Source organism: Manganibacter manganicus, assembly GCF_002075885.1.
In the GTDB taxonomy this organism is placed as follows: Bacteria; Pseudomonadota; Alphaproteobacteria; order Rhizobiales; family Rhizobiaceae; genus Mesorhizobium; species Mesorhizobium manganicum.
This window is the reverse complement of record NZ_MDET01000020.1, coordinates 36,242-48,223: the sequence shown is the minus strand read 5'-3', so window position 1 is coordinate 48,223 and position 11,982 is coordinate 36,242. Positions and strand designations below refer to the sequence as shown.

The window sequence follows — 11,982 nt, the reverse complement described above, 5'->3', positions numbered from 1 at the left end:
GTTGAAGCGCCGGGGTTCCGAAGCATCTAATCCCTCCGCCGGTACAAGCCGGATCAGGTTCAGCGGGTTGGCGTTTCGCCTCTCAGCCGGTTCGCAAGCAGCGTCCGGCACCCCGTTAGAGCGAGTGCAGACATAGGCCCGGATAAGGCCGCGCGCAAGGGAAAGCTTGGCGGTAGCGGCGGCGCCTGATAGAGGCCACGCCCATGAGCCGTTTCACCATCCTGCTCGGCGGCGATCTTGTGCGCACGCCGCGCCTCGATCGCCAGATCGCGGGCACCCGCATAATCGCCGCCGATGCCGGCATCAGCCACGCCGCAACCCTGGGCCTGACACCGGAATTATGGGTCGGCGACTTCGATTCCGTGCCGGATCATCTGCCGGCGGCGCTTCAGGCCGTGCCCACCGAAACCTTTCCGCGCGAAAAGGACAAGACCGACGGAGAACTCGCCGTCGACATAGCCATGCGGCAGGGCGCAACCGAACTCATCCTTGTCGGTGCGTTCGGCGGGCCGCGCGCCGACCATGCCTTTCTGCACCTGACACTGGCGCTGCGGCTGGCCGAGGGCGGATTTCCGACCCTGCTCTCCAGCGGCGCGCAGGAAGGTGTCCCGCTGCTGCCGGGACCGGCTTCGGGCTTCGATTATGAGAGCGGCACGCTGTTTTCGGTGCTCGGCTTTTCCGACCTGTCCAGCCTTACTGTTGAAGGGGCCAAATGGCCTCTCACTCGCGTCGACGTCGCCTTCGGCTCCTCGCTGACCATTTCCAACGAGGTTCGCGGGCGACTGCATATAGCACTGGAAAAAGGCCGCGCCATGCTGATCGCCCACCCGCAGCCATGAGCGCCGATCATGGCTGCTCTTCCTGATATATCATATGATATATCAGTCATCGTTCAATCCCCTGGCCTCAACAAGCCCACCGTGAGACGCGACTGACATGGCTCCACCGCTCCTTAATCTCGATGGCATCAAGCTGACCTTCGGTGGCACACCACTGCTGGACGGCGCCGAAATCGCTGCCGGCCCCGGCGACAAGATCGCGCTGGTCGGGCGCAACGGCTCCGGCAAATCTACGCTGCTCAAGATCGCGGCGGGGCTGGTCGAGGCGCAGGACGGCGAAGTGTTTCGCCAGCCTTCCGCCACGGTGCGCTATCTGCCGCAAATGCCGGACCTCGAAGGTTTTCCAACTGTCCGTGCCTATGTCGAAGCGGGACTTGGCCCTGCCGACGACCCGCACCGCGCCACCTATCTCATGGAGCATCTGGGCCTGACCGGCGAGGAACATCCGGCCGACCTTTCCGGCGGCGAAGCGCGGCGCGCAGCGCTAGCCCGCGTCATGGCGCCGGAACCTGATATATTGCTGCTCGACGAGCCGACAAACCATCTCGACCTGTCGGTCATCGAATGGCTGGAGGAGGAACTTGTCCGCACGTCTTCCGCTCTGATCGTCATCTCGCACGACCGCCGCTTCCTTGAACGCATCAGCCGCGCCACCGTCTGGCTGGACCGCGGCCGCACCCGCCGGCTGGACAAGGGGTTCGCGCATTTCGAGGCGTGGCGTGACCAGGTGTTGGAAGAGGAAGAGCGCGAGCAGCACAAACTCGGCCGCCAGATCGTGCGCGAGGAGCATTGGCTGCGTTACGGCGTGACGGCACGCCGCAAGCGCAATATGCGCCGCCTCGGCGAATTGCAGACCTTGCGCCAGCGCCATCGCAGCCATCGCGGTGCGGAGGGCAGCGCCGTCCTGGTCGCCAGCGAGGCCACCGAATCCGGCAAGCTGGTGATCGAGGCCAAAAACATCGCCAAGAGCTTCGGCGATCTTGCCGTGGTCGGCAATTTCTCCACCCGCATCCAGCGCGGAGACCGGGTCGGGCTGGTCGGTCCAAACGGCGCGGGCAAGACGACACTGCTCAAGATGCTGACCGGAACGCTTGCGCCCGATAGCGGCACCGTCCGCCTCGGCGTCAATCTGGAGATCGCCACGCTCGACCAGAAGCGCGAGGCGGCCGATCCGAACGAAACGCTGGCGCACTACCTTACCGACGGACGTGGCGAAAACCTCGTCGTCAATGGCGAACAGCGCCATGTCGTGTCCTATATGAAAGACTTCCTGTTCAAGCCGGAACAGGCGCGCACGCCGGTGCGCGAGCTTTCCGGTGGCGAACGCGCGCGATTGCTTCTGGCGCGCGTCCTGTCCCGGCCGGCCAATCTTCTGGTTCTGGACGAGCCAACCAACGATCTCGACATGGAAACACTGGACCTGCTTCAGGAACTGGTCGCCGGCTTTGCCGGCACCGTGCTTCTGGTCAGCCACGACCGTGACTTTCTCGACCGCACCGTCACCAGCATCGTCGCGCCGGAAGGCAATGGCAACTGGACCGAGTATGCCGGCGGCTACTCCGACATGCTGGCGCAACGCGGCGGCAAGCGGCTGGACGAGCGAAAGGCGCGCGCAAAAGCAACGGACGCTATGCCGACAGCCGAAACGCGACCGGCCGATGCCCCCAAGGCGCCGGCGAAGAAATTGTCCTTCAAGCAACAGTTCGCGCTGGACAATTTGCCGAAGAAGATCGAGGCGGTCACCGCATCAATCGCAAGACTGGAAGACGCCATTGCCGATCCTGCCTATTATGAGCGCGATCCGGTCGGTTTTCAGAAAACCATCGCCGCCCTCGACAAGGAGCGCACCACGCTGGCAGCGTTTGAGGAGGAATGGCTGGAGCTTGAGATGCTGCGCGAGGAACTTGAAACGTAAGCCGGAACCGCTCTATTTCCGGTGGTTGCCGGCAAACGCGGCGCTCAGGCCGAGCCCGATGAACAATGCGCCGCTGACATAACGCTCGAAGCGCAGATAGGAACGGCTTTGGCGCAAGCGATTGCCGAGCACGCTGGCGGCGAACGCATAGCAGCCATCGCTGACGAAACCGAGCAGCGTGAACAACAGGCCGAGAAATGCGATCTGCATGGCGATGTGCCCGCGCTCGACCTGAACGAATTGCGGCAGGAAGGCAAGGAAGAACAGCGCCGTCTTCGGATTGAGCAGATTGACGATGAACCCGTCGCGATAAAGCCGCGCATAGCTGCGGCTCTTCATGCCGATCTCCATGTCCACATCTTCAGCGCGGCCGAAAATCTTCTTCAGGCCGAGCCAGATCAGATAGGCCGCCCCGGCATATTTGACGATCGAGAAAGCGATTGCCGACGAGGCAAGCAGTGCCGACAGGCCAAGCGCCGCTGCCGCTACATGGATGAGCGTAGCGGAATGAATGCCGACATCGGAAACGAAGCCGGCGGTGCGCCCCTGCGCCACCGACCGCGCCACGATATAGAGCACCGCCGGGCCGGGAACCACGAGCAAAACCAGTGCGGCGACGACGAACAGGCCAAGATTGGTGGCGCCGGGAATAACGATATCCATGGGATGGCTTCCTTAATGACTCCGACTTAGACCAATCGCCTTAGATAGGAAGAAGCGTTATTGCGCGGCCTCCCCGTTTCCGGTCTGCGCGTCTCCGGTATTGCCATTCCCGGTGTTGGTATCCGCGGCACTGCCGTCGCCTGTATCGGCACCGCCCGTATCGGTGGTTTCAGCCTCGCTCTCCCAAGCTTTAAGCGCCTCGTCGAATACCTTGTCGCCGGGAATGCCCTTTTCCATGGTCAGCAATGCGCGGCGGCCCGATTTGTAGATAACCGGAATGTCGATCCATTCCTGATTGCGCAGCAGGGCGAGATTGGTCGCCTCGTCGGCCTTGGTGTCGTTAAGCGCCACCAGGAAATAGCCGTCGGCGATCTTGGCCGGAATACCGAGCAGCGGATTGCCCGCATCCTGCTCGGTGCGCTTCATGGCGATGCGCAGCACATTGTCGATGCTGCCGCCCTCGAAACCGTCCGGCGTCAGGAAAATCATCTCGATAATATGGCTGGCCGGCAAAGTCTTGTCGGTGTTGCGGCGGATGGTGATGCGCAACTGCACATTCTTGCCGGGAATTGTCGCCTCGCCGCGAATCGCCGGCTCCGGCGGCGCGTCGCCGCCCGGCGATTCCTGCACCAGCGACCACACGACGGTGCCGGACTCCGCCGAGCCCTCCGCGGCATTGGTGCGTTCCTCGTAATAGATCGCCTTCTGGCCGACGGCGACCGCCGGCTGATTGGCATTGCCGGCCGGTGGCGTCGCCGGCTCACCGCCGGAAACCGGCGGTTGGGTAGGCGTTCCGGACGGAGGCGTGGTCAAGGCCACCACCGACGATCCTTCGCCGATGGTCGCGGGCGCGGTGGCAGGGCCCGGATCGACCTCCTTGCCGTCAGGCAGCAGGCGCTGGGTGAATTTCTGCGGGCTCTCCGTCTCGCCGCTATTCGTGTCAGGTGTCTTGGTCGGCGTGTCCTGGCCCGCCACCGGCTTCGTCGGCTCTTCCTTCACCGGTTGAACCGCGACCGTGTCGTCGCCCTTGTCAAACAGTCCCGTCACGACATCCTTGTTGAGCCAGGCGGCATAGCCGCCGCCAGCGATCACCACCAGCGCAACCAGAGCGGCGATCAGCCCGCCAAGCCGGCGCCGGGACCTTTCCTCATCGACATCCGCGGGATAGCCGTGGTCCTCCTCGATGCCGGGAAAGGTCTCCTCGGCGTCATCCGTTTCCATGGTCGGAGGCACTGGCACGGCTGGAGAGGCTGGCACCGGGTCCGCCGGCCGCTCAGATGTCGCGGCCACCTTTGGCGGGGAACCGTTCGAGGCAGAACCGGGCTCGGCCTTTGGCTCGTGTGCAACAGGCTCAACAGCAGGCCATTCCTGTGGCGTCGCGGCTTCGCCAGGCTGTGCCGATGCAGTCGCCTTGGCTGTTGGCCGAACGTGATTGGGCTGCGTGCGGTTGCGGTCGATCGAGGAAAAGATGCTTTCCAGTTCGGCCAGCGGATCGGAAGCCTCCGACATCGGCTTCGGTTTCTCATAGCCTTTCTCGACCGTCGCGATGGCGTCCTCCAACGCGCGGCGCTGACGATCCGCTACAGCTTGCGGCGGCGTCGGGCTGATCGCCGCGAGCTTGGCCTCGATGGTCGAGCGAGCCTTGTCATAGACCCTGGCGCGCGTCTGCGATGTGGTTTCTCCGAGACCATCCAGTGTCTTTTTCAGAACCGCTACGAAATCTGCCATGCTTCAATCGACCTGTATCTGCGCTTTCCGGGCCGCTGCGATTCGGCACAGTGCCCGAACAGCCTCGAAACCTAATCTTGGAACGGATCGGTCACAAGTATCGTGTCATCCCGCTCCGGGCTGGTGGAAAGCAGCGCGACCGGCGCGCCGATCAATTCCTCGATATGCCGAACATATTTGACCGCCTGCGCCGGCAGTTCGTTCCAGCTTCGCGCGCCTGCCGTGGTGTCCTGCCACCCCTGCAGCGTCTCATAGATCGGCTCCACACGCGCCTGTGCGCCTTGGCTTGCGGGGAGATAGTCGATCGTCTCGCCGTCGAGCCGGTAGCCGGTGCAGACCTTGATCTCGTCCAGCCCGTCCAGGACGTCGAGCTTGGTCAGCGCAATGCCCTTGATGCCGTTGACTGCAACAGCCTGTCTCACCAGCACCGCGTCGAACCAGCCGCACCGGCGCTTGCGCCCGGTGACGACACCGAACTCACGGCCGCGCGTGCCCAGGAAGTCGCCCACCTCGCCGGTCTGCTCGGTCGGGAACGGGCCTTCGCCAACGCGCGTGGTGTAGGCCTTGGTGATGCCGAGCACATAATCGATGGCGCCCGGACCGACGCCGGAACCGGCGGCAGCCTGCCCGGCCACGGTGTTGGACGAGGTGACGAAAGGATAGGTGCCGTGATCGATATCGAGCAACGTGCCCTGCGCGCCCTCGAACAGAATGCGCTCGCCAGCGCGGCGGCGATCGTCGAGCACCCTCCAGACGCGATCCATATAGGGCAGGATCTGGTCGGCTACCGAGGTCAGCTCCTGCATGATCGCCTCGTGCGTCACCTCGTCATGGCCAAGCCCGCGGCGCAGCGCATTGTGGTGCGTCAACAGCCTGTCGACCTTCGAAGGAAGGGTTTCCAAATCCGCCAAATCCATCACCCGGATCGCGCGCCGCCCCACCTTGTCCTCATAGGCCGGGCCGATGCCGCGCCGGGTCGTGCCGATTTTCGTGCCGGAATTGGAGGCCGCATCCTCGCGATACCCGTCCAGTTCCCGATGCAGCGACAGGATAAGCGCCGTGTTTTCGGCTATTTTCAGGCAATCCGGTGTTATGGAAACGCCCAGCGCCTTGAGCTTGCCAAGCTCGGCGACGAAGGCATGCGGATCGAAAACGACGCCATTGCCGATGATCGACAGCTTGCCTTCGCGCACGACGCCGGACGGCAACAGCGACAGCTTGTAGGTCTTGCCGTCGACGACCAGCGTGTGGCCGGCATTGTGGCCGCCTTGGAAACGCACCACGACGTCGGCGCGTTCCGACAGCCAGTCAACGATCTTGCCCTTGCCTTCGTCGCCCCACTGCGAGCCGACGACCACCACATTGGCCATGTTCGATTCCCTTCGAGTCCCTAATCGTGTGCAGCCGCAGGCGGCACTTCGAAACACGCCTCTATAACGTCATGCGCCGCGCGACGCGACCATTCTTTGCCCATGATACCGGGCTGAGGCACAACAATTTCCGGCTTTCGCATCATTTACTTGGCGTCAGCAAGGCCATACCTGATCGCGGTCGCGATAGATGCAGCCGCCCGGAGCTTTCCCATGCACAGAAACGCCTATGCGCTGCTCTTGCTCACCACGCTGTTATGGGGCGGAAATTCCGTGGCCGGCAAACTCGCCGTCGGCCATGTCTCGCCAATGGTCGTGGTGTTCCTGCGCTGGGCGCTCGCCGTGCTGGTCATGCTGCCGCTGGGCTGGCGGCAATTGCGCGAGGATTGGCCGGTGCTGCGCCGGCACTGGCTGCTGCTCGCCATTCTCGGCACCGGCGGCTTCACCTTGTTCAACGTCATCTTCTACACCGCCCTGCACTACACGACGGCAATCAACGTCTCCATCGAACAAGCAGGCATGCCGATCCTCATCATCGCCATCAATTTCCTGTTCTTTCGCATGCGCGCAAGCTGGATGCAGCTTGTCGGCGTGTGTGTGACAATCTTCGGCGTGCTCCTGACCGCAAGCCATGGCGATCCCCGTCAATTGCTGAAGCTGCAAGTGAATTTCGGCGACGCGATCATGCTGATCGCCGTCCTGCTTTACAGCGGCTATTCCGTCGTCCTGCGCATGAAACCCAGGCTGCATTGGCAAAGCCTGATCACCGCGCTGTCGCTGGCGGCTCTGGTCACGTCGCTACCCTTCCTGGCATGGGAGATCGCCGCCGGTGAGGCGATGATGCCGGACGCGACCGGCTGGATGCTTGCACTTTATATCGGCCTCGGCGTCTCGGTCGTGTCGCAAGTGCTCTATATACGGGGCAACGAACTGATCGGCGCTAACCGCGCCGGCCTGTTCATCAATCTGGTGCCGATCTTCGGCACGCTGCTTTCCGTCCTCATCATCGGCGAGCAGTTTCAGTTCTATCAGGGCCTCGCACTGGTTCTGGTGATGGGCGGCATCTGGCTGGCGGAAACCAGCGGTCGCCGCATGGCCCGCGCGGAAGCAGATTTAAAGTAACCCGGCCTTTGCCAGATCGCGCATCAGATGGCTGGCGCCATAGGTCCAGTGCGGGCAATCCGGCGACAGCCGCACGCGGTTGACCAGCGCGCCCAGCGTCTCCGACGCTATGGTGACGATATCGCCGACCTTGTGGGTAAAGCCCTTGCCGGTCTCGCCACGATCCTTGACCGGGGCAAACATGGTGCCGAGATAAAGCACCATGCCGTCAGGATATTGATGATGCGCCCCGAGCGCCGCAGCCACGAGATCTTCCGGCGAGCGGCTGATCTCGGCCATCGAACTTTGCCCCTCGAGCACGAAACCGTCCTCGCCTTCCACCTTCAGTCGCACCACGGCTTTCTTCACATCGTCCAATGCAAAGGCACTGTCGAAAAGCCGGATGAACGGGCCGAGCGAGGCCGACGCATTGTTGTCCTTGGCCTTGCCGAGCAACAGAGCGGAGCGGCCCTCGACATCGCGCAGGTTGACGTCGTTGCCGAGGGTAGCACCCACGATGCTGCCCTTGCTTGAGGCCACCACGGCGATTTCCGGCTCGGGATTGTTCCATGTCGAAACCGGGTGCAGGCCGACATCGGCGCCATAGCCGACCGAAGCCATCGGCTGGCATTTGGAGAAGATTTCAGCATCCGGGCCGATGCCGACCTCCAGATATTGCGACCACACGTCCCGTGCGATCAACCGCGCCTTGACCTCGGCGGCCTCGTCGGAACCGGGTTTCAGCTTCGACAAATCATGACCGATCAAATTGGCAATGTCGGTGCGGATCAGGTCTGCCTTCTCGGCGGAACCGCGCGCCTGCTCCTCGATGACGCGCTCCAGCAGCGAAACGACGAAGGTGACGCCCGACGCCTTCACCGCCTGCAGATCGACAGGCGAGAGCAGATACGGCTTTGCCGGATCACGGCTGGTCGCCATGCTGTTGGCCAGGATGTCGGCAAGCGCGCCGAGCGGCTTTCCGTTGGCATTGACGACATAGGCCGCCGGATCGTCCATCTCGCAGATATCGCGTGAAGTGGGCGCATTCTTCGACGTGATGTCGAAAACCGCCCCGTCGCGTACCGTCACGACAGCCGGGTGCGCCCAGCCCTGGGCAAAAGCGCGGCCAAGAAAAGTGCCGTTAGCAGGAAATGGAAATGCGTGATCGGTCATGGTTCGCTCTTTGCTCAATTGTCTGGCCGCGGGGTAAGCAACACTTTGCATCACCACCGGTCAAGCCACGGAGTTCCGCAAGGCGCCGGTTGCCCGGCGCCTTTGACCGTCATGCAGATTTACGCGCCCTTAGTAGCCGTTGACGTCGAACTGCAATGGCTTTGCCGACGCAATGGTGGGATGCGCGCGCAGCTTGGCAAGCACGTCCTCGGGAAACGGCGCATCGAGATAAAGCAGCGCGATGGCGTTGCCGCCCGGTCGATCGCGGCCAAGCGCGAAATTGGCGATGTTGACGCCGTTCTCACCGCAGACCGAGCCGAGCAGGCCGATAATGCCCGGCGCATCGGCGTTTGTGGTATAGAGCATGTGCTGGCCGACTTCCGCGTCGAGATTGATGCCCTTGATCTGGATGAAGCGCGGCTTGTGATCGGAAAAGCAGGTGCCGGCAATCGTGCGTGTCCGCCTCTCGGTTTTCACCGTCAGCTTGATGTAGCCGTCGAAGACGCCCGATTTGTCACGCTTCACCTCGGCGACGATAATGCCGCGCTCCTTCACCATGATCGGCGCCGACACCATGTTGACGTCGGACACCTGCGGACGGATCAATCCTGCGAGCGCCGCGCTGATCAATGCGCGCGTGTTCATCGTGGCGGTCGCGCCGTCGAACAGGATTTCCACCTCCTTGATGGGATCTTCGGTAACCTGGCCGACAAAGGCGCCAAGCACTTCGGCCAGCTTGATGAAAGGCTTCAGGCGTGGCGCTTCCTCAGCGGTGATCGAAGGCATGTTGATGGCATTGGAGATCGCCCCCTTGATGAGATAATCCGACATCTGCTCGGCAACCTGTAGCGCCACGTTCTCCTGCGCTTCGGAAGTGGAAGCGCCGAGATGCGGCGTTGTGACGACATTGTCCATGCCGAACAGCGCGTTATCCGTCGCCGGCTCGACTTCGAACACGTCGATGCCGGCGCCCGCCACCTTGCCGCTTTTCAGGGCGGCGACCAGGTCGGCTTCAACGATAAGCCCTCCACGCGCGCAATTGATGATGCGCACGCCATCCTTCATCTTCGCAATCGAGCCGGCATTGATGATGTTGCGCGTCTTGTCGGTCAGCGGCGTGTGCAGTGTGATGAAGTCTGCGCGGGCGAACAATTCGTCGAGTTCCACCTTTTCGACCCCCAACTCGGATGCACGGTCCTCCGACAGGAACGGATCGAAGGCAACGACATGCATCCTCAGGCCGACGGCGCGCATGGCCACGATGGAGCCGATATTGCCGCAGCCGATCACGCCCAGCGTCTTGCCGGTGATCTCGACACCCATGAAGCGGTTCTTCTCCCACTTGCCGGCCTGGGTGGAAGCATTCGCTTCCGGGATCTGGCGGGCAACCGCGAACAAAAGCGCGATGGCATGTTCGGCGGTGGTGATGGAATTGCCGAAGGGCGTGTTCATCACGATGATGCCACGGCGACTGGCCGCCGGAATATCGACATTGTCGACGCCTATGCCGGCCCGGCCGACAACCTTGAGGTTGGTCGCGGCGGCGATCAGCTTTTCCGTGACCTTGGTCGCGGAGCGGATAGCGAGGCCGTCATACTGGCCGATGACTGCGAGGAGCTTTTCCTTGTCCTTGCCAAGATCGGGAAGGTAATCGACCTCAACGCCGCGATCCTTGAAGATCTGCACGGCGGTGGGGGAAAGTTTGTCGGAAACGAGTACGCGGGGCATTTTTTCAATCCTGTCAGGTTGCTGACCTCCATTCGTCGCCTCTGGCGCCAACTTCTTCCACAAGGGAAGGAGGGAGGGCGAGCGGAGCGAGGTCGGATGAGTGGGGTTCAAACACCCACGAAACGATCAGGCGGCCGCCTGAAGCGATGCCTTCTGCTGCGCGAAAGCCCAGTCGAGCCAGGGCATCAGCGCCTCGATATCGGATGTCTCGACCGTCGCCCCGCACCAGATGCGCAGGCCGGGCGGCGCGTCACGGTAATGGCCGATGTCGTAGGCCACGCCTTCCTTGTCGAGCATCGCCGCCAACCCTTTGGCAAAAGCCGCCTGCCCGGCCTCATCGAGCGCAGCGATCTGCGGATCGACAATCGACAGGCACACCGACGTGTTGGACCGCGTCGCGGGATCGACGGCCAGATGATCCAGCCAAGCGGAGCTCTGTACGAAACGGTCAATGACGGCGGCATTGGCATCGGCGCGGCCTATCAGCGCGTCGAGGCCGCCGATGGACTTCGCCCAGTTGAGCGCATCGAGATAATCCTCCACCGCCAGCATGGACGGCGTATTGATCGTCTCGCCCCTGAAAATGCCCTCGATCAGCTTGCCACCCTTGGTCAGCCGGAAGATTTTCGGCAGCGGCCAGGCCGGCGTGTAGGTCTCCAGCCGCTCGACGGCGCGCGGGCTGAGGATCAGCATGCCGTGCGCACCCTCGCCGCCGAGCGATTTCTGCCAGGAAAAGGTAACGACATCGAGCTTTTCGAAATCCAGCCGCTGCGCGAAGGCTGCGGAGGTCGCGTCGCAAATGGTCAGGCCGCTGCGCGCCGCCGGGATGAAGTCGGCATTCGGCACGCGCACGCCGGACGTGGTGCCGTTCCAGGTGAAGACCACGTCGCGGTCGAAATCGATGGTCGAGAGATCCGGCAGTTCGCCATAAGGCGCTTCGATGCGACGCACATCGGCAAGCTTGAGCTGCTTGACCACGTCGGTGATCCAGCCGGCGCCAAAGCTTTCCCAAGCCAGCATATCGACGCCGCGCGCGCCGAGCAGCGACCACAGCGCCATCTCGACGGCGCCGGTATCCGACGCCGGCACGATGCCGATGCGATGGCTGGCCGGCACCTGCAACACCTCGCGGGTGAGATCGACCGCCTGTTCGAGCTTGCTCTTGCCAAGCTTGGCGCGATGCGAACGACCGAGCGCGGCATCCTTCAGCGCCTCGACCGACCAGCCGGGGCGCTTCGCGCAGGGACCTGAAGAAAAACGGGGATTGGCCGGACGCAGGTCCGGCTTGGATTGTATCGTCATCGTGGTCTATCCTTCCAGATAGTAAGCCCTTCGTTGGGGAAGGGTGGCCCACGGACGGCGATAAGCCTCGGCGCTGCCGCCGTCAAGACGAAAGTTTCTGTCGCGAATGGAACATCTGTTGCGGAAGTGAAAACGGCAGGCAGGGAGCCTGCCGCCGCGATGT

The 11,982-nt window shown here is 62.8% G+C and carries 9 protein-coding genes and 1 riboswitch; of the genes, 3 read left to right on the top strand and 6 right to left on the bottom strand.

Translation table 11 applies throughout. The annotated features are described in order from the left end of the window. Positions 1-13 precede the first annotated feature (13 nt). A riboswitch (TPP riboswitch) is annotated at positions 14-125 on the bottom strand. Positions 126-203: 78 nt separating this feature from the next. Both BFN67_RS13545 and BFN67_RS13540 read left to right on the top strand, forming a co-directional pair. Next, positions 204-839 (top strand): thiamine diphosphokinase, encoded by a 636-nt coding sequence (locus BFN67_RS13545; protein WP_080920093.1) that lies wholly within the window; start codon positions 204-206, stop codon positions 837-839. Between the two features lie 97 nt (positions 840-936). Then, positions 937-2,754, top strand: a complete 1,818-nt coding sequence (locus BFN67_RS13540; RefSeq protein WP_080920092.1) for an ABC-F family ATP-binding cassette domain-containing protein — start codon at positions 937-939, stop codon at positions 2,752-2,754. Between the two features lie 12 nt (positions 2,755-2,766). On the opposite strand, the gene BFN67_RS13535 is transcribed toward BFN67_RS13540, so the two are convergent. From BFN67_RS13535 to BFN67_RS13525, 3 genes are all read right to left on the bottom strand, one after another. Then, positions 2,767-3,417 (bottom strand): LysE family translocator, encoded by a 651-nt coding sequence (locus BFN67_RS13535; RefSeq protein WP_080920091.1) that lies wholly within the window; start codon positions 3,415-3,417, stop codon positions 2,767-2,769. A 57-nt stretch (positions 3,418-3,474) separates the two neighbouring features. Further along, entirely contained in the window at positions 3,475-5,145 is a 1,671-nt protein-coding gene (locus BFN67_RS13530) for a pentapeptide repeat-containing protein (RefSeq protein ID WP_245295260.1), read from the bottom strand. A gap of 71 nt (positions 5,146-5,216) precedes the next feature. After that, the gene (locus BFN67_RS13525) at positions 5,217-6,515 is read right to left on the bottom strand and encodes an adenylosuccinate synthase (RefSeq protein ID WP_080920090.1); all 1,299 of its coding nucleotides are present in this window, start codon (positions 6,513-6,515) and stop codon (positions 5,217-5,219) included. A 213-nt stretch (positions 6,516-6,728) separates the two neighbouring features. Here BFN67_RS13525 and BFN67_RS13520 point away from each other — a divergent pair, with 213 nt between their 5' ends. Continuing rightward, positions 6,729-7,637 (top strand): DMT family transporter, encoded by a 909-nt coding sequence (locus BFN67_RS13520; RefSeq protein WP_080920089.1) that lies wholly within the window; start codon positions 6,729-6,731, stop codon positions 7,635-7,637. Here the strand turns inward: BFN67_RS13520 and BFN67_RS13515 are convergent. The 3 genes from BFN67_RS13515 to BFN67_RS13505 all read right to left on the bottom strand — a co-directional run bounded on the left by BFN67_RS13515 (position 7,629) and on the right by BFN67_RS13505 (position 11,819). Beyond that, positions 7,629-8,789 carry a fumarylacetoacetate hydrolase family protein gene (locus BFN67_RS13515; RefSeq protein ID WP_080920088.1) on the bottom strand — a complete coding sequence of 387 codons (1,161 nt, stop codon included), beginning with the start codon at positions 8,787-8,789 and terminating at the stop codon, positions 7,629-7,631. The two genes, BFN67_RS13520 and BFN67_RS13515, sit on opposite strands and share 9 nt — an antisense overlap. Positions 8,790-8,918: 129 nt before the next feature. Then, positions 8,919-10,517: a phosphoglycerate dehydrogenase gene (serA, locus tag BFN67_RS13510; RefSeq protein ID WP_080920087.1), complete on the bottom strand. Its 1,599-nt coding sequence runs from the start codon at positions 10,515-10,517 to the stop codon at positions 8,919-8,921. A 126-nt stretch (positions 10,518-10,643) separates the two neighbouring features. Continuing rightward, positions 10,644-11,819 carry a phosphoserine transaminase gene (locus tag BFN67_RS13505; protein ID WP_080920086.1) on the bottom strand — a complete coding sequence of 392 codons (1,176 nt, stop codon included), beginning with the start codon at positions 11,817-11,819 and terminating at the stop codon, positions 10,644-10,646. Positions 11,820-11,982: the final 163 nt, after the last annotated feature.